The sequence below is a fragment of the Serratia sp. BNK-17 genome (assembly GCF_048684935.1).
Classification (GTDB): domain Bacteria; phylum Pseudomonadota; class Gammaproteobacteria; order Enterobacterales; family Enterobacteriaceae; genus Serratia; species Serratia nematodiphila.
This window is the reverse complement of record NZ_JBLQTR010000001.1, coordinates 1,474,983-1,493,463: the sequence shown is the minus strand read 5'-3', so window position 1 is coordinate 1,493,463 and position 18,481 is coordinate 1,474,983. Positions and strand designations below refer to the sequence as shown.

The 18,481-nt window shown below is 59.0% G+C and carries 14 protein-coding genes; 11 read left to right on the top strand and 3 right to left on the bottom strand.

Annotation, left to right across the window (positions count from 1 at the left end; translation table 11 throughout):
* Window positions 1–6: 6 nt before the first annotated feature.
* The 6 genes from dppC to ACMGF7_RS07150 all read left to right on the top strand — a co-directional run bounded on the left by dppC (window position 7) and on the right by ACMGF7_RS07150 (window position 8,592).
* Complete coding sequence (dppC, locus tag ACMGF7_RS07175; RefSeq protein WP_004934130.1) at window positions 7–909, top strand: dipeptide ABC transporter permease DppC; 903 nt, start codon at window positions 7–9, stop codon at window positions 907–909.
* Between the two features lie 15 nt (window positions 910–924).
* Window positions 925–1,905: a dipeptide ABC transporter ATP-binding protein gene (dppD, locus tag ACMGF7_RS07170; RefSeq protein WP_004934132.1), complete on the top strand. Its 981-nt coding sequence runs from the start codon at window positions 925–927 to the stop codon at window positions 1,903–1,905.
* Window positions 1,902–2,891, top strand: a complete 990-nt coding sequence (dppF, locus tag ACMGF7_RS07165; RefSeq protein ID WP_015376237.1) for a dipeptide ABC transporter ATP-binding subunit DppF — start codon at window positions 1,902–1,904, stop codon at window positions 2,889–2,891. Before dppD ends, dppF begins: the two co-directional genes overlap by 4 nt.
* A 371-nt stretch (window positions 2,892–3,262) precedes the next feature.
* On the top strand, window positions 3,263–5,269 hold the full coding sequence (hmsP, locus tag ACMGF7_RS07160) for a biofilm formation regulator HmsP (protein WP_204348668.1): 2,007 nt from the start codon (window positions 3,263–3,265) through the stop codon (window positions 5,267–5,269).
* Window positions 5,270–5,542: 273 nt separating this feature from the next.
* Entirely contained in the window at window positions 5,543–6,829 is a 1,287-nt protein-coding gene (locus ACMGF7_RS07155) for a dicarboxylate/amino acid:cation symporter (RefSeq protein ID WP_016929514.1), read from the top strand.
* Between the two features lie 260 nt (window positions 6,830–7,089).
* Window positions 7,090–8,592, top strand: a complete 1,503-nt coding sequence (locus ACMGF7_RS07150; protein ID WP_015376247.1) for a M16 family metallopeptidase — start codon at window positions 7,090–7,092, stop codon at window positions 8,590–8,592.
* Window positions 8,593–8,616: 24 nt separating this feature from the next.
* Here ACMGF7_RS07150 and ppiC read toward each other — a convergent pair whose 3' ends face one another.
* Entirely contained in the window at window positions 8,617–8,898 is a 282-nt protein-coding gene (gene ppiC / locus ACMGF7_RS07145) for a peptidylprolyl isomerase PpiC (RefSeq protein WP_004934175.1), read from the bottom strand.
* 109 nt (window positions 8,899–9,007) lie between these two features.
* Between ppiC and rep the strand changes: the two genes are divergently transcribed.
* Window positions 9,008–11,032, top strand: coding sequence for a DNA helicase Rep (gene rep, locus ACMGF7_RS07140; protein WP_164096007.1), 2,025 nt, complete (start codon window positions 9,008–9,010; stop codon window positions 11,030–11,032).
* A gap of 32 nt (window positions 11,033–11,064) precedes the next feature.
* On the opposite strand, the gene ppx is transcribed toward rep, so the two are convergent.
* Both ppx and rhlB read right to left on the bottom strand, forming a co-directional pair.
* Complete coding sequence (ppx, locus tag ACMGF7_RS07135; protein ID WP_049242602.1) at window positions 11,065–12,561, bottom strand: exopolyphosphatase; 1,497 nt, start codon at window positions 12,559–12,561, stop codon at window positions 11,065–11,067.
* Window positions 12,562–12,566: 5 nt separating this feature from the next.
* Window positions 12,567–13,853: an ATP-dependent RNA helicase RhlB gene (gene rhlB / locus ACMGF7_RS07130; RefSeq protein ID WP_015376249.1), complete on the bottom strand. Its 1,287-nt coding sequence runs from the start codon at window positions 13,851–13,853 to the stop codon at window positions 12,567–12,569.
* Between the two features lie 131 nt (window positions 13,854–13,984).
* Here rhlB and trxA point away from each other — a divergent pair, with 131 nt between their 5' ends.
* The 4 genes from trxA (at window position 13,985) to wzzE (ending at window position 18,448) form a co-directional block, all read left to right on the top strand.
* The gene (gene trxA, locus ACMGF7_RS07125; RefSeq protein ID WP_004934187.1) at window positions 13,985–14,311 is read left to right on the top strand and encodes a thioredoxin TrxA; all 327 of its coding nucleotides are present in this window, start codon (window positions 13,985–13,987) and stop codon (window positions 14,309–14,311) included.
* A gap of 400 nt (window positions 14,312–14,711) precedes the next feature.
* The gene (gene rho / locus ACMGF7_RS07120) at window positions 14,712–15,971 is read left to right on the top strand and encodes a transcription termination factor Rho (protein ID WP_004934188.1); all 1,260 of its coding nucleotides are present in this window, start codon (window positions 14,712–14,714) and stop codon (window positions 15,969–15,971) included.
* Window positions 15,972–16,274: 303 nt separating this feature from the next.
* On the top strand, window positions 16,275–17,372 hold the full coding sequence (gene wecA / locus ACMGF7_RS07115; protein ID WP_049242628.1) for a UDP-N-acetylglucosamine--undecaprenyl-phosphate N-acetylglucosaminephosphotransferase: 1,098 nt from the start codon (window positions 16,275–16,277) through the stop codon (window positions 17,370–17,372).
* A 20-nt stretch (window positions 17,373–17,392) separates the two neighbouring features.
* A complete protein-coding gene (gene wzzE, locus ACMGF7_RS07110) occupies window positions 17,393–18,448 on the top strand; it encodes an ECA polysaccharide chain length modulation protein (protein WP_049242605.1) in 1,056 nt (351 codons plus the stop codon).
* The last annotated feature ends 33 nt before the right edge of the window (window positions 18,449–18,481 follow it).

Genomic DNA, 18,481 nt, shown 5'->3' with positions numbered 1-18,481 from the left:
GCTCTCATGTCTCAAATCACTGAGTCTGCAGTTAAAGGTGCGCCGAAGCCGATGACCCCGTTTCAGGAGTTTTGGCACTATTTCAAGCGCAATAAAGGGGCCGTGGTCGGCCTGGTGTACATCGTTCTGATGCTGGTGATCGCGCTCGGCGCCGGCGTGCTGGCGCCGCATGCGCCGGCGGACCAGTTCCGCGACGCGCTGCTCAAGCCGCCGGTGTGGCAAGAAGGCGGCAGCTGGCAATATATCCTCGGCACCGACGACGTGGGCCGCGACGTGCTGTCGCGCCTGATGTACGGCGCACGGCTGTCGCTGTTGGTCGGCTGTCTGGTGGTGGTGCTGTCGCTGATCATGGGCGTGATATTCGGCCTGCTGGCCGGTTACTTCGGCGGCGTGGTGGACGCGATTATCATGCGCATCGTCGACATCATGCTGGCTCTGCCGAGCCTGTTGCTGGCGCTGGTGCTGGTGGCGGTATTCGGGCCGTCGATCGTCAACGCCTCGCTGGCGCTGACCTTCGTCGCCCTGCCGCACTATGTGCGTCTGACGCGCGCGGCGGTGCTGGTGGAGGTCAACCGCGACTACGTCACCGCTTCGCGGGTGGCGGGCGCCGGCGCGCTGCGCCAGATGTTCGTCAATATTCTGCCTAACTGCCTGGCGCCTTTGATCGTGCAGGCTTCTCTCGGTTTCTCGAACGCCATTCTGGACATGGCCGCTCTCGGCTTTCTGGGCATGGGCGCGCAGCCGCCGACGCCGGAGTGGGGCACCATGCTCTCCGACGTGCTGCAGTTCGCGCAAAGCGCCTGGTGGGTGGTGACCTTCCCCGGCCTGGCGATCCTGCTGACGGTGCTGGCATTTAACCTGATGGGGGACGGTTTGCGTGACGCTCTCGACCCCAAACTCAAGCAGTAACAGAGGACGAGAGAGATGGCGTTATTGAATGTAGACAAGCTTTCGGTGCACTTCGGTGACGAAGGCACCCCGTTCCGCGCGGTAGACCGCATCAGTTACAGCGTGGAGCAAGGTCAGGTGGTCGGCATCGTCGGTGAATCCGGCTCCGGAAAATCCGTCAGCTCGCTGGCGATCATGGGCCTGATCGATTTCCCCGGCAAGGTGATGGCCGACAAGCTGGAGTTCAACGGCCAGGATCTGCGCAAGATCTCCGAAAAAGAGCGCCGCCAGCTGGTGGGCTCCGAAGTGGCGATGATCTTCCAGGATCCGATGACCAGCCTGAACCCGTGCTATACCGTCGGTTACCAGATCATGGAGGCGCTGAAGGTGCATCAGGGCGGCAACCGCCGCACCCGCCGTCAGCGCGCTATCGACCTGCTGACGCAGGTGGGCATTCCCGATCCGGCTTCGCGGCTGGACGTATACCCGCACCAGCTTTCCGGCGGCATGAGCCAGCGCGTGATGATCGCCATGGCCATCGCCTGTCGGCCGAAGCTGCTGATCGCCGACGAGCCGACGACCGCGCTCGATGTGACTATCCAGGCGCAGATCATCGAACTGCTGCTGGATCTGCAACAGCGCGAAAACATGGCGCTGCTGCTGATCACTCACGATCTGGCGCTGGTGGCGGAAGCGGCGCATCACATCATCGTGATGTACGCCGGCCAGGTGGTGGAATCCGGCAAGGCGGCGGAGATTTTCCGCGCGCCGCGCCACCCGTACACCCAGGCGCTGCTGCGCGCGCTGCCGGAGTTCGCCGCCGACAAGGCGCGGCTGGCTTCGCTGCCGGGCGTGGTGCCGGGCAAATACGATCGCCCGACCGGTTGCCTGCTCAACCCGCGTTGTCCGTACGCCAACGAGCGCTGCCGTAACGAGGAGCCGGAACTGCGCAGCATTCCCGGCCGTCAGGTTAAATGTCACACACCGCTGGATGATGCGGGGAGGCCGACCGTATGAGCCAGAATCAACCTTTACTGCAGGCGATTGACCTGAAAAAGCATTACCCGGTGAAAAAGGGCCTGTTCGCGCCGGAGCGGCTGGTCAAGGCGCTCGACGGCGTGTCCTTCACCCTGGAGCGCGGCAAAACGCTGGCGGTGGTCGGTGAGTCGGGCTGCGGCAAATCAACGCTCGGCCGCCTGCTGACGATGATTGAAGTGCCGACCGGCGGCGAGCTGTATTACCAGGGGCAGGATCTGCTGAAGCCGGACGTCTCGGCCGAGAAACTGCGGCGCCAGAAGATCCAAATCGTGTTCCAGAATCCTTACGGATCGCTCAACCCGCGCAAGAAGGTCGGGCAGATCCTCGAGGAGCCGCTGTTGATCAACACGTCGCTCAGCGCCGCCGAACGGCGGGAAAAAGCGCTGGAGATGATGGCGAAGGTCGGCCTGAAGACCGAGCATTATGACCGCTACCCGCACATGTTCTCCGGCGGCCAGCGCCAGCGTATCGCTATCGCCCGCGGGCTGATGTTGAATCCGGACGTGGTGATCGCCGATGAACCGGTGTCGGCATTGGACGTGTCGGTGCGCGCGCAGGTGCTGAATCTGATGATGGATCTGCAGCAGGAGCTGGGGCTGTCCTATGTGTTCATCTCGCACGATCTGTCGGTGGTGGAACACATCGCCGACGAGGTGATGGTGATGTACCTCGGCCGCTGCGTGGAAAAGGGCAGCAAAGAGGCGATCTTCAACAACCCGCGCCATCCGTACACCCAGGCGCTGCTGTCGGCGACGCCACGGTTGAACCCGGATATGCGCCGCGAGCGCATCAAGCTGACCGGCGAACTGCCCAGCCCGATGAATCCGCCGCCGGGCTGTGCGTTCAATGCCCGCTGCCGCCGCGCTTTCGGCACCTGCGTGCAGCTGCAGCCGCAGCTAAAACAGTACGGTGAGCAGATGGTGGCCTGCTTTGCGGTCGATCAGGACGAACATCCGGGGGCGTAAAGCGTCGAACGTCATCGCTTAAATTCACGCCGGCATCACGCCGGCGTTTTGATCTGCAGCGAGTCACGTTCCGTTCTTTCTGCGTTACTCTCTGGCGGCTGACAAGATGATCTCGGCTTGCCGCCTGTGAAGTCTTCAAGGAACTGGAAGGGGAAAGATTCGGAGTGTCGGAGCCGGGGAGTTTTGTTACCCTGTGTCCGGGTCGCGTTTGTTCGCTTTAGGAAAAGACTGAAACCCGCGATTTTCTTGGTTTTGCCTGCGGCATAGCCAGATAAAAACAGCCGATGATCGAGTATACTCAGCCCGGTTCGAGGGGGCGGGTGAGAGTCAGCCCCCTTTTTTGTTTCAGCCCGATTTCACGGAGAGCAGGTTTGCGGGTCAGGCGTTCGTTAACGATTAAGCAGATGGCGACAGTGTCCGGTGTGGCGCTGGTCACGATCTGCATTTTTATCGTGATCCAGTTATTCCACTTTGTGCAGCAGCGCAGGGATGACTACGCCCAGCAACTGGAGAATATCGCTCACTCCGTGCGCCAGCCGCTGGCGGAAGCGGTGCTGCGCATGGACGTGCCGGAAGCCAAAAGGGTGCTGAACACGCTGTTGCCGGTCGGCATTCTCAGCCGGGCGGATATCGTGTTGCCGAACGAGTTTCAGGCGCTGCACGCCAATTTCCCGCCGGAGCGGCCGGTGCCGACGCTGATCGCCCGGCTGTTTGAGCTGCCTATCCAAATTTCCGTGCCGCTCTATTCGCTGGAGCGGGTGCCCGCCAACCAACAGCCGCTGGCCTATCTGGTGCTGCAGGCCGATTCGTTCCGCATGTACCAGTTTATCCTCAGCATTTTGTCGACCATGCTGTCGACCTACCTGCTGCTGGCGCTGATCCTGTCGGTGGCCATCACCTGGTGCATGAACCGGTTGATGGTGCATCCGCTGCGCGCGATGGCCAAAGAGCTGGAGAACATCTCGCAGGACGAAGCGCCCTATCACCAGCTGATGCTGCCGGCGCTGCACCAGGACGACGAGCTCGGCCTGCTGGTGCGCAATTACAACCGCAATCAACAGACGCTGGCCAAGGCGCATGCCGATATGAGCCGCCTGAGTACCCGCCACCCGGTGACCGAACTGCCGAATCCTGCATTGCTGAACGCGTTGCTGGAACAGCATATCGCCTCCAGTCTGCGCCCTGAGCGTTTTAACCTGCTGGTGATCGGCATCGAGACGCTGCATGAAGCGTCTGGCGTGATGAGCCCGGCGATGCGTGAAGCGCTGCTGCTGGCGCTGGCGAAGAAGCTGCGCGGCTGCATCGACGAAAACGGCGTGCTGGCACAGCTGAGCAATACCGAATTCGCCATTCTGGCCAAGGGCATTGAGCGGCCGTTCCACGCCATGCAGCTGGCGCGGCGCATCATGGCGGAGATCAATGCGCCGTTGACGCTGGAAGGTCTGGCGCTGCGGCCCAACGCCAGCATCGGCATCGCGCACTACCTCAATCAGGGGGAGAGCGCGGAACAGCTGCTGCGCAGCGCCACCTCGGCGATGATGTCCGCGCACCGCGAAGGAAAAAATCAGATCCTGTTCTTCGAACCCAGCCTGACGGAACGCACGCAGAAGCGGCTGACGCAGGAGAGCGAGATCCTGCACGGCATCGAGCAGCGGCATTTCACGCTGTTCCTGCAGCCGCAGATCGACATGCAGTCCAACGAGGTGATCGGCGCCGAAGCGCTGCTGCGTTGGCAGCAGTATGACGGCAGCTATACCCTGCCGGCCGACGTTATCCCGCTCGCGGAAGAGCTGGGCGTGATCGTGCCTCTCGGCAACTGGGTGCTGGAAGAGTCTTGCCGTATCCTGGCGGACTGGCAGCAACGCGGCATTGCGCTACCGCTGGCGGTTAACGTTTCCGGTATTCAGATGCAGGATGAAGCGTTCGTCCCGCATTTGAAAAACCTGCTGGCGCAGTATCGGATCGATCCGCGCAAGCTGCTGCTGGAGATCACCGAGACGGTACGCATCGACGATCTCGATCGCGCCCTGGCGCTGCTGCGCGAGCTGCACGACCTGGGGCTGTCGATCGCGCTGGACGACTTCGGCATGGGCTACTCCAGCCTGGAGTACCTCAACCGCTTGAAATCCCTGCCGATCGATTTGATTAAGATCGACCGCAGTTTCATTCAGGGGCTGCCGGGCGACGATGCGATGGTGCGCATCGTCAGTTCGATCTCCGAAGTGCTGGCGTTGCCGGTGATGGCCGAAGGCGTGGAAAACGCCGAACAGCGCGACTGGCTGCTGCAGCACGGCATTTGCAGTGGGCAAGGATTCCTGTTCGCTCGGCCGCTGCCGCGCGAAGCGTTCGAAGCCGAGTTTTGCCGCGCGGCGCCGTGAGCGTCGCGATACCTTTCCGGTACTTTTCCTCGTCCGAAAATCGCCATTCTTTATCTACCTCTTTTGCGTTAGTGCAAACAAAGGCTTACGCAATTTTCAGCTTTGCACCCTGACTGACGCGTTTCAGCTCTTAAATTCACATCAACCCCACACGGTGGGTGCAACAAATTATTTCCATGTTGTTAAGTGGGTGTTATTTTCCGCGCAAGCGATGAACAGGCTGGATTTTTAGACTGCTGCCTGGTGCGTGTCTTCCCCCCATAGGATGTTCATATGAAAACAACGATCTTTAAGAGCCTCTATTTTCAGGTGCTGACGGCGATCACGCTGGGTATCCTGCTTGGCCATTTCTACCCTGACCTCGGCGCCGAGATGAAACCTCTGGGCGATGGTTTCGTCAAACTGATCAAGATGATCATCGCGCCGGTGATCTTCTGCACCGTGGTGACCGGCATCGCCGGCATGGAAAGCATGAAGGCGGTGGGGCGCACCGGCGCCATCGCGCTGCTGTATTTTGAAATCGTCAGCACCATCGCGCTGATTATCGGCCTGGTGATCGTCAACCTGGTGCAACCGGGCGCCGGCATGAACGTCGATCCCGGCACGCTGGACGCCAAAGCGGTGGCAGTCTACGCCGAGCAGGCGCAGCAGCAGGGCATCATTCCGTTCCTGCTGGACATCATCCCCGGCAGCGTGATCGGCGCGTTCGCCAGCGGCAACATTCTTCAGGTGCTGCTATTCGCGGTACTGTTCGGCTTCGCCCTGCATCGTCTGGGCGACAAAGGGCAGCTGATCTACAACGTGATCGACAGCTTCTCGCGGGTGATTTTCGGCATCATCAACATGATCATGCGCCTGGCGCCGCTGGGGGCCTTCGGCGCCATGGCGTTTACCATCGGTAAATACGGCGTCGGCACGCTGGTGCAACTCGGCCAGCTGATCGTGTGCTTCTATATCACCTGCATCCTGTTCGTGGTGGTGGTGTTGGGCAGCATCGCCCGCGCCAACGGCTTCAGCATCTTCAAATTCGTCAACTACATCAAAGAAGAGCTGCTGATCGTGCTGGGAACCTCGTCGTCCGAATCCGCGCTGCCGCGCATGCTGGATAAAATGGAGAAGTTGGGCTGCAAGAAATCGGTGGTGGGTCTGGTGATCCCGACCGGATACTCCTTCAACCTGGATGGCACCTCTATCTACCTGACCATGGCTGCGGTGTTTATCGCTCAGGCGACCAACACCCACATGGATATCATGCATCAGATTACCCTGCTGGTGGTGTTGCTGCTCTCCTCCAAAGGGGCGGCGGGCGTGACCGGCAGCGGCTTTATCGTGTTGGCCGCCACCATCTCCGCCGTAGGCCACCTGCCGCTGGCCGGCCTGGCGCTGATCCTCGGCATCGACCGCTTTATGTCGGAAGCCCGCGCGCTGACCAACCTGGTGGGCAATGGCGTGGCGACCGTGGTCGTGGCCAAATGGTGTAATCAGCTGGATGAGAAACAGCTGAAAGACACCCTGAACAACAAAAACACCGGCGCGGACAAAACGCTGCCTTCCGCCTGATTTCGGTGGTAAATCACCGGCCGCAGCCGCGGCCGGTGAGCTTCTTCCCCTGCCTCGTAACGATTTTTTGCATTAAAAACCCCGCAATCTATTATTTTTCACTCTAATGAGTGACATCCGCAAAGGCGCGCGGTCTAACACGATGGTACACTTTCTGCTTTCCGCCCCACTGTGAAACTCAGGGCGTATTTTTATGATTCCATTGAATGGAATACACGCATTTGCATAAGAAATTGGATAGTCATTAAGTAGGGGTTCACATGCAGGGCACCAGAATTCATCTTATAGTTGGTGGGCTGCTACTGGCGGCAGCCAGTAGCAGCGTGCAGGCTGAAGCACTACAACCCGATCCTGCCTGGCAGCAGGGGGCGCTGGCCAACGGGTTTTCATGGCAGATTCTCGATACGCCGCAGCGGCCAAGCGACCGCGTGGAACTGCGGCTGATCGTCAATACCGGCTCTCTGGTGGAGTCTTCGCAGCAGACCGGTTTCGCCCATCTGCTGCCGCGGCTGGCGTTGGCGCGCAGCGAAAGCTTTACCGCGCCGCAGCTGCGCGCCCTGTGGCAACAGAGCGTGGATAACGAGCGGCCGCTGCCGCCGGCGATCATCTCGTATGATTTCACCATGTATAACCTCAGCCTGCCGAACAACCGGCCCGACCTGCTGAAAGAAGCGCTGGCCTGGCTGGCGGACACCACCGGCAAACTGGCGATCGACGAGCATACGGTGCACGCGGTGATGAATTCCAGCATCAATCCGGTCGGCACTTTCCCGCCCAATACCCAAGATGCCTGGTGGCGTTACCGCCTGAAAGGCTCGACGCTGCTGGCGCACGATCCGGCGCAGCCGGCGAAACGGCCGGTCAATCTCGAGCAGCTGAAGAAATTCTATCAACAGTGGTATACCCCGGACGCCATGACGCTGTTCGTGGTCGGCAAGGTCGACAGCCGCAGCCTGGGCGAGCAGATCAACAAGGCGTTCTCGCCGCTGCAGGGCAAACGTGAAACCCCGGCCCCGATGCCGACCCTGACGCCGCTGCCGCAGCAGCCGGTGAGCCTGATCAGCGAGCAGGTGAAACAGGATACGCTGTCGATCATGTGGGATTCGCCGTGGCACCCGATTCGCGATTCGCAGAGCCTGCTCCGTTACTGGCGTGGCGATCTCGCCCGCGAGGCGCTGTTCTGGCATCTTCAGCAGACGCTGGAAAAAAGCGACCAGAAGAGCCTGCATCTGGGCTTTGACTGCCGCGTGCAGTACCAGCGGGGGCAGTGCGCCATCCATCTGGATACGCCGAACAACAATCTGAACGGCAGCCTGGGCTTTATCGCCCGCGAGCTGGCCAACGTGCGTGATAACGGTCTGTCGAAAGAGGAATTCGATGCGCTGCTGGCGCAGAAAAACGATCAGCTGAGCAAGCTGTTCGCCACCTACGCCCGCACCGACACCGATGTGCTGATGAGCCAGCGCCTGCGTTCGCAGCAGAGCGGGGTGGTGGATATCGCGCCGGAGCTGTATCAGAAGCTGCGTCAGGAATTCCTGTCCAGCCTGACGCTGGAGACGCTGAATCAGGCGCTGAAGCTGCAGCTGTCTCAGGAGGCGACCCTGGTGCTGATGCAGCCGAAAGGCGAGCCGGAAATGAGCATGAAGCAGCTGCAGGAAACCTATGATGGCATTATGATGCCGGCGCCGGCGGTGGTGACGGAAGAAGCCAAACCGGCCGACACCGCGGTGGCTGCGCCGGTGACGGACGCCGGCGCGCAGTAATTCGCAGCAGGGGGCGCAGGCCCCCTAGTTACGGTACAGCACCTTGATGATGTGGTAACCGAACTGGGTTTTGACCGGGCCGTAAGGTTTGAGCAGCGGGATGCTGAACACCGCTTTATCGAACGCCGGCACCATCGCGCCCTTGTTGAATTCGCCCAGCGAGCCGCCGTTGCGTTTTGACGGGCAGCTCGAATATTTGCGTGCCAGCGTGTCGAAGCTGACACCGCGCTTCAGCTTGGCCAGCAGCTCGTTGGCCAGCTTTTCATTGTCTACCAGAATGTGCAGGGCGCACGCCGTTTTTGCCATGGTATTGCCTTTGTCGATGCGAAAATTGCGCTGATTATACCCGCTAAATCTCATCGGCGCTTTCTGCTACAATTCCCTTCCACGTTTTACAGTTGAGCAAGCCAGCACCATGCGATTAAACCCCAGCCAACAACAAGCCGTCGAATTCGTTACCGGGCCCTGCCTGGTGTTGGCCGGCGCCGGTTCCGGCAAGACGCGCGTTATCACCAACAAGATAGCCCACCTGATCCACCACTGCGGCTATCAGGCGCGGCACATCGCCGCCGTGACCTTTACCAACAAGGCCGCACGCGAGATGAAAGAGCGCGTGTCGCAAACCCTGGGGCGCAAAGAGGCGCGCGGACTGATGATTTCCACCTTCCATACCCTGGGGCTGGAGATCATCAAGCGGGAATACGTGGCGTTGGGGATGAAGTCCAACTTCTCGCTGTTCGACGATCAGGATCAGCTGGCGCTGTTGAAAGAGCTGACCGAAAAGTGGCTGGAAAGCGACAAAACGCTGGTGGCGCAGCTGATTTCGACCATCTCCAACTGGAAAAACGACCTGATCGATCCCCAGCGGGCGGCAGAGTTGGCGCGCTCGGAACGCGACAAGTTGTTCGCCCACTGCTACGGTCTGTACCACGCCCATATGCGGGCGTGCAATGTGCTGGACTTCGATGACTTGATCCTGCTGCCGACGCTGCTGCTGCAACGCAACGAAGAGGTGCGTGAACGCTGGCAGCAGCGCATCCGCTATCTGCTGGTGGATGAGTATCAGGATACCAACACCAGCCAATACGAGCTGGTGAAGCTGCTGGTGGGTAACCGCGCGCGCTTTACCGTGGTGGGCGACGACGACCAGTCGATCTACTCCTGGCGCGGCGCGCGGCCGCAGAACCTGGTGCTGCTGAAGGAAGATTTCCCGGCGCTGCAGGTGATCAAGCTGGAGCAAAACTACCGTTCCAGCGAGCGCATTTTGAAGGCGGCCAACATTCTGATCGCCAATAACCCGCACGTGTTTGAAAAGCGGCTGTTTTCTGAGCTGGGGTATGGCGAAGAGCTGAAGGTAGTGACCGCCAACAATGAGGATCACGAAGCCGAGCGGGTGGTAGGGGAGCTTATCGCCCACCACTTCGTGAAAAAGACCAATTACGGCGACTATGCGATCCTGTACCGTGGCAATCACCAGTCGCGGGTGTTTGAAAAGATGCTGATGCAGAACCGTATCCCGTACAAGATTTCCGGCGGCACCTCGTTCTTCTCGCGCCCCGAGATCAAGGATCTGCTGGCTTACCTGCGCGTGCTGACCAACCCGGAAGACGACAGCGCCTTTCTGCGCATCGTCAATACCCCCAAGCGCGAGATCGGCCCGGCAACGCTGCAGAAGCTTGGCGAGTGGGCCAACCAGCGCAACAAAAGTTTGTTCCATGCCAGCTTCGATCTGGGGCTGAGCCAGCACTTGACCGGACGCGGGCTGGAATCGCTGCAGCGCTTCACCCATTGGCTGGGCGGCATCGCCCAGCAGGCGGAACGTGAGCCGGTGGTGGCGGTGCGCGATCTGATCCGCGGCGTGGATTATGAGAGCTGGCTGTTTGAAACCTCGACCAGCCCGAAGGCCGCCGAAATGCGGATGAAAAACGTCAACACGCTGTTCGGTTGGATGACGGAAATGCTGGAAGGCAACGATCTGGACGAGCCGATGACGCTGACCCAGGTCGTGACGCGCTTCACCCTGCGTGACATGATGGAACGCGGCGAAAGTGAAGAGGAGCTGGATCAGGTGCAGCTGATGACGCTGCACGCCTCAAAGGGACTGGAGTTCCCCTACGTGTTCCTGGTGGGCATGGAGGAGGGGCTGCTGCCGCACCAGAGCAGCATCGACGAAGACAATGTCGATGAAGAGCGGCGTCTGGCCTATGTAGGGATCACCCGCGCGCAAAAAGAGCTGATCTTCACCCTGTGCCGCGAGCGCCGTCAGTACGGCGAGCTGGTGCGGCCGGAGCCGAGCCGGTTCCTGTTGGAGCTGCCGCAGGACGATTTGGCGTGGGAAACCGAGCGCAAAGTGGTGAGCCCGCAGGAGCGGATGCAGAAGGGGCAGAGCCATCTGGCCAATATCCGCGCCCAGCTGGCCAAGGCCAAAGGCGGGAATTAAAAAGAAAGGGCGCTCATCGCGCCCTGGTCATGTCAACGTTGTTCTTCCAACCGCAGCGTCCAGTGGACGTAGCTCTGCCAGTGGCTCTCCTGCTCCAGCGCCTCGGCGCGCAGCGGATGCTGTTCCAGCCAGCCCGGCGGCAAGATCACCGTCAGTTCATCGTCCTGATTGGCGCGTAACCGCACCGCCGGCAGCGTGTCGTCGCGGCGGCGGCTGGCGAAGATGATCGCCAGGCGCAAAATGCGGCACAGGCGCTGCGCAGTGCGCGGCGGCAGGGCGTTTTGCTGGTTCAACAGCGACAGGTCGAGGGTGTTGCTCTGATTTTGCAGCAGGGTGGCCAGCAGTTTTTTCTGCGCCGGGGTAAAGCCGGGTAAGTCCAGGTGGCGGATCAGGTAGGCGGCGTGTTGCGGCGCCTGCTTGAAATCGACGCTGAGGCCGAGTTCGTGAATTAGACTGGCGCTGTGCAACAGCTCGCGACATCGCGCATCCAGCTGCCACTCGTTGGCGACCTGCTGCGAGAAGTTGGCGGCGAGCTGGCTGACGCGTTCGGCCTGCTCGGTGTCGATCAGGTAGCGGCGCTGCAGGTTGCGGATGGTGCGGATGCGAATATCCTGCTCCACCGGCAGATGCAACATGCCGTAAACCAGACCTTCACGCAGCGCCCCGCCGGCCAGCATCATGCTCTCGATGCCCAGCTCCTGGAAGATGGCCAACAGGATGGACAGGCCGCTCGGGAACACCAGCGCGCGCTCCAGCGTCAACCCTTCGATCTCCAGCTCTTCCAGCTTGCCGCACTGAATGGCGCGCTGTTTCAGCTGGCGCAGTTTGGGCAGGGTGATGCGCTCATCCATGCCCTGCGCCACCATGATCTCCTGCAGCGCTTGCACGGTGCCGGAAGCGCCGACGCAGATCTGCCAACCTTGCTGGCGCAATTGCGCTGCGATCGGCCGCACCATTTCGCGCGCGGCCTGTTCGGCGCGCTCGAAGTTTTCTTGCCCAAGGTTGCGATCGCTGAAGTAGCGTTCCAGCCAGGTGACGCAGCCCATCGACAGGCTATACAGCTGCGTTGCCTGTGCGCCGGTGCCGGTGACCAGTTCGGTGCTGCCGCCGCCGATGTCGACGACCAGCCGACGATCCGGCCCGCCGGTGGTGTGCGCGACGCCGTGATAGATCAGCCGTGCCTCTTCTTCGCCGCTGATCACCTGTACCGGGCAGCCGAGGATTTGCTCGGCTGCCTGCAGGAACTCATCGGCGTTGGACGCCAGACGCAGCGTGGCGGTGGCAACGACGCGGATCTGCTCGCGCGGGATGTCCTGCAGGCGTTCCGAGAACAGCCGCAGGCACTGCCAGCCGCGTTGCATGGCCTCATGCGACAGGTGATTGTTCTGATCCAGCCCGGCCGCCAGGCGCACTTTGCGCTTGATCCGCGCCAGAGTCTGAATGCTGCCGGCCACCTCGCGCACTACCAACATGTGGAAGCTGTTGGAGCCGAGATCGATGGCAGCATAAAGCGTGCTGGAACTGAGCATGGCGATCAGCTCGAACGTTTACGGTTGTTGCGCGGCGCGCCGCCGCGACGAGGCGCGGAGTTGCGACGTGGGCCGTTGCCGCCGCGCGGGCGCGACAGGCGCTTCGGCGCCGGCAAATCGGTCAGCAGCGCATCGCTGTTGTACTTGCTCACCGGAATGCTGTGGTCGATATAGGTCTCGATCGCCGGCAGGTTGAGCGCATACTCTTCACACGCCAGGCTGATGGAGTGGCCGCTGGCGCCTGCGCGGCCGGTACGGCCGATGCGGTGCACGTAGTCTTCGCAGTCGTCAGGCAGATCGTAGTTGAAGACGTGCGTGACGGAAGGGATATGCAGACCGCGCGCCGCGACGTCGGTGGCGACCAGAATATCGAGATTGCCTTTGGTGAAGTCGTCGAGGATGCGCAGGCGTTTTTTCTGCGCCACGTCACCGGTCAGCAGGCCCACGCGGTGACCGTCGGCGGCCAGATGGCCCCAGATGTCTTCGCAGCGGTGCTTGGTGTTGGCGAAGATGATGGCGCGATCCGGCCACTCTTCTTCGATCAGCGTCTGCAGCAGACGCATTTTTTCTTCGTTGGACGGGTAGAACAGCTCTTCTTTAATGCGGTGGCCGGTTTTCTGTTCCGGTTCCACTTCAACATATTCGGCGTTGTTCATCTGCTCGAAGGCCAGTTCGCGTACGCGATAGGACAGGGTAGCGGAGAACAGCATGTTCAGGCGTTGATCGGCCGCAGGCATGCGGCGGAACAGCCAACGGATGTCTTTGATAAAGCCAAGATCGTACATGCGATCGGCTTCATCCAGCACGACGACCTGCATCGCGCCGAGATCGACATAGTTCTGTTTGGTGTAATCGATTAAACGGCCGGTGGTGCCAATCAGAATGTCCACGCCGCTTTCCAGCACTTTCAGCTGTTTGTCGTAGCCGTCGCCGCCGTAGGCCAGGCCCAGTTTCAGGCCGGTGCTCTGGGAGAGCGCTTCCGCATCGGAGTGGATTTGCACCGCCAGTTCACGCGTAGGCGCCATGATCAAGGCGCGCGGCTGATTGGTCTGGCGATCCTGTTTCGCCGGGTGAGTCAGCAAATAGTGAAAAGTAGACGCCAAAAACGCCAGCGTCTTTCCGGTACCGGTTTGCGCCTGACCTGCAACGTCACGCCCGGAGAGCGTGAGCGGCAATGCTAACGCCTGGATGGGCGTGCAATTGTGAAACCCTTTTTTCTCAAGGGCTTCAAGGACTAACGGGTGCAGGGCGAAGTCGGAAAACTTCTGTTCGGTCAAGTGTGTTTTGCTCATAGTGTGGTAGAATATCAGCTAACTATTGCTTTACGAAAGCACATCCGTTGAAATAAACGCGGTGCAATAAAATCACCTTGAGTTGGTTAATGCTACACCAACAAGGTAGACATAATCCTGTGGAGTAGAACATGAGCGATAAAATTATTCACCTGACTGACAGCAGCTTCGAAGCTGACGTGCTGAAAGCGGAAGGGCCGATCCTGGTCGATTTCTGGGCTGAATGGTGTGGGCCGTGCAAGATGATTGCTCCGATTCTGGATGAGATTGCCGAAGAGTTCGAAGGCAAACTGACCATCACCAAGCTGAATATCGATCAGAACCCGGCTACCGCGCCTAAGTACGGTATCCGTGGCATCCCTACGCTGTTGCTGTTCAAGAACGGTGAAGTGGCCGCGACCAAGGTTGGCGCGTTGTCCAAAGGTCAGCTCAAAGATTTCCTGAACGCGAATCTGTAATCGGGCGGGAAGCCCAGTATCAGGCGCCTGGCGGTGATGTTCAATTCACCGCTAGACGCCTGCCAAGAAGCGTGTTAAGTTTAACCACACTGCATATAGAACTTGCCCGAAGTTTTAAATCTAAAGAGTTTGAATCTAAAGCTATACTCTGTGTCGAACCACTGGCGTTGAAAGTAAACTGAACTCAGCCCGTGTTTTGGCAATCAAACGGTTTTGCAAAAATCATTTTTAAGGTACCTTCGATCTTCAACCGTCAATGCGTGCGCCCGATGTAAGCCATTTCTTACCGCGACGGCTCTGCGCCCGGTGATCGAACGTCCAGTAAACAGGCACGCATTTCGCTGCCATACCATTCACGATACAAGTTCGAGACATACCCCGAGTTTAAGAACCCACCACTATGAATCTTACCGAATTAAAGAATACGCCGGTTTCTGAGCTGATTACTCTCGGCGAAAATATGGGGCTGGAAAACCTTGCCCGTATGCGCAAGCAGGACATTATCTTCTCCATTCTGAAGCAACATGCGAAAAGCGGAGAAGATATCTTCGGCGACGGCGTGCTCGAGATATTGCAGGATGGATTCGGTTTCCTCCGCTCTGGAGACAGTTCCTACCTCGCCGGTCCCGACGACATCTACGTATCCCCTAGCCAAATCCGCCGCTTCAACCTCCGCACTGGTGACACCATTTCCGGTAAGATTCGTCCGCCAAAAGAAGGCGAGCGCTATTTTGCCCTGTTGAAAGTCAACGAAGTCAACTACGACAAGCCGGAAAACGCCCGCAGCAAGATCCTGTTCGAGAACTTGACGCCGCTGCACGCCAATTCCCGTCTGCGGATGGAGCGCGGCAACGGCTCGACCGAAGACCTGACGGCGCGCGTACTCGATCTGGCGGCGCCTATTGGCCGCGGCCAGCGTGGCCTGATCGTGGCACCGCCGAAAGCCGGTAAAACCATGCTGCTGCAGAATATTGCGCAGAGCATCGCCTACAACCACCCAGACTGCGTGCTGATGGTGCTGCTGATCGACGAACGTCCGGAAGAAGTGACCGAGATGCAGCGCCTGGTGAAAGGCGAAGTGATCGCATCGACCTTCGACGAGCCGGCTTCGCGTCACGTGCAAGTGGCCGAAATGGTGATCGAGAAGGCCAAGCGCCTGGTTGAGCACAAGAAAGACGTGATCATTCTGCTCGACTCCATCACCCGTCTGGCGCGTGCCTACAACACCGTGGTGCCGGCCTCTGGCAAGGTGCTGACCGGTGGTGTGGACGCCAACGCCCTGCATCGTCCGAAGCGTTTCTTCGGTGCGGCGCGTAACGTGGAAGAGGGCGGCAGCCTGACCATCATCGCGACCGCGCTGGTTGATACCGGTTCGAAGATGGACGAAGTGATCTACGAAGAATTTAAAGGTACCGGCAACATGGAATTGCACTTGGCGCGTAAAATTGCCGAGAAACGCGTATTCCCGGCGATCGATTACAACCGCTCCGGTACCCGTAAAGAAGAGCTGCTCACCACCTCCGAAGAGCTGCAAAAAATGTGGATCCTGCGCAAAATCATTCACCCGATGGGTGAGATTGACGCGATGGAGTTCCTCATCAATAAGTTGGCGATGACTAAAACCAACGATGAATTCTTCGATATGATGAAACGCTCATAATTCGTTAAAAAATTCGCTGAACGCCACGCCTAGTCGTGGCGTTTTTCGCTTTTGGCGGATACGATAAGTAGCAATAATGGAAAAGTAAGTTGTTTCCGCGACTTATTGAGAGTTTTTCTTGTTTGTGATGTACGTGAAATCTGCTGACGGCATACCGTAGCCGGGGAGTATTCCGGGTCAGTACAGGCGCGAAACGGGAATGAATTCTGGCGTCATAGGAAATGACTGAAAGGCAACGGGACCTCATGGCACAACCTGTCGCCCATGTTAAGCTGCCTTATCTTCTTACGAGATCTGTTAATTGTGAACTTACTCACTATGAGTACTGAAATCCTATTTGTTTTCCTGTTTTCCTTAGTTTTCCTTTTTGTTGCCCGCAAGGTAGCAAAGCGCATCGGTTTGGTTGATAAACCCAACTACCGCAAACGTCATCAGGGGCTGATCCCGTTGGTTGGCGGCATTGCGGTCTACGCCGGTCTATGTTTCGCTTTCCTTATATCGGAACAACACATTGCCCACGGTGAACTTTACCTCACTTGTGCGGGTGTTTTAGTGTTCATCGGTGCTTTGGACGATCGCTTTGATATCAGCGTCAAGATCCGCGCGTTGGTTCAGGCGCTGGTCGGTGTCGCCATGATGGTGTTCGCCGGCCTGTATCTGCGCAGCTTCGGCCATGTGCTGGGCGACTGGGAAGTCTTGCTGGGGCCATTCGGGTATTTGGTGACGCTGTTCGCCGTGTGGGCGGCGATCAACGCCTTCAACATGGTTGACGGCATCGATGGCTTGCTGGGTGGCCTGTCGTGCGTTTCCTTCGGCGCGCTGGGTCTGCTGCTGTACCTGAGCGGCCATAGTGCGCTGGCGTTCTGGTGCTTTGCGATGATTGCCGCGATTGTTCCCTATATTTTGCTTAACCTCGGCATTCTCGGCCGCCGCTATAAGGTGTTTATGGGGGATGCGGGCAGCACGTTGATCGGTTTCACCGCCATCTGGCTGCTGCTGCAAAGCTCGCAAGGCGCCACTCGTTCGATCAACCCGGTAACTGCGCTGTGGATCATCGCTATTCCGCTGATGGACATGATTGCAATCATGTATCGTCGTTTACGCAAAGGCATGAGCCCTTTCTCTCCCGATCGCCAGCATATTCATCACCTGATCATGCGCGCAGGCTTTACGCCGCGGCAGGCTTTCGTGCTGATCACCCTGGCGGCCGCGTTGCTGGCGGCAGTGGGCGTGATCGGAGAACGGCTGACTTTCATTCCTGAATGGGTGATGTTGGCATTATTCTTGCTTGCTTTCTTCCTATATGGTTATTGCATTAAGCGAGCCTGGCGCGTCGCGAGATACATCAAGCGTATCAAGCGCCGTTTGCGGCGTTCGAGCGATAACAAGCAAGTATCTTAACCAGAGGCTTTTGGGCTGTGATGAATCCAGAAACAACGTCTGACAACAAGAATACCCCGACAATGGATAACGAACTCGATATCCGCGGCCTGTGCTGCACCTTATGGCGCGGAAAATTATGGATTATCGGCATTGCGGCGCTGTTTGCAGCGGTTGCGCTGGGCGTTTCTTATTTGGTTAAACAGGAATGGAGCGCCACCGCGATCACCGACAAACCCACGGTGAATGCACTGGGCGGTTACTATTCGCAGCAACAGTTCCTGCGCAATCTGGATGTACGTACGTTACCGGCGACGGTCGGCGAGCAGCCGAGTATCGCGGACGAAGCCTACAATGAATTCATCATGCAACTGGCGGCTTACGATACGCGTCGCGATTTCTGGCTGCAGAGCGATTACTACAAACAGCGCCAGGAAGGGGACGCCCGCGCCGATGCGGCGTTGCTCGACGAGCTGATCAACAACATTCAGTTCACACCGCGCGACGACAAAAAAGCGCCGAACGACGGCGTTAAGCTGACGGCAGAGAGTGCGGCGGAAGCCAACCGCCTGTTGCGCCAATATGTGAATTTCGCCAGCCACCGCGCCGCCCTGCATCTGAACGAAGAGATCCAGGGGGCCTGGGCCGCCCGTACCACGTCGATGAAAGCGCAGGTCAAGCGTCAGGAAGCGGTGGCGGAATCGGTTTACAAACGTGAATTGAACACCACCCAACAGGCGCTGAAAATCGCCGAAACGCAGGGCTTCAGCCGCACGCAAACCGACACCCCGGTCGAACAACTGCCGGATTCGGATCTGTTCCTGCTGGGGCGGCCGATGCTGCAGGCGCGTCTGGAAGGGCTACAGGCTTCCGGCCCGGCCTACGATCTGGATTATGAGCAAAACCGCGCCATGTTGTCGACGTTGAACGTTGGCCCGACGTTGGATGAGAAGTTTCAGACTTATCGCTACCTGCGTACGCCGGAAGAGCCGGTAAAACGCGACAGCCCGCGTCGGGCATTCTGGCTGATCCTGTGGGGGGCGATGGGTGCCCTGGTCGGCGCGGGCGTTGCCCTGGCGCGTCGGACGCGTAGTTAAAAAATAATATAATAATCTGACGAAGGGCGCGTA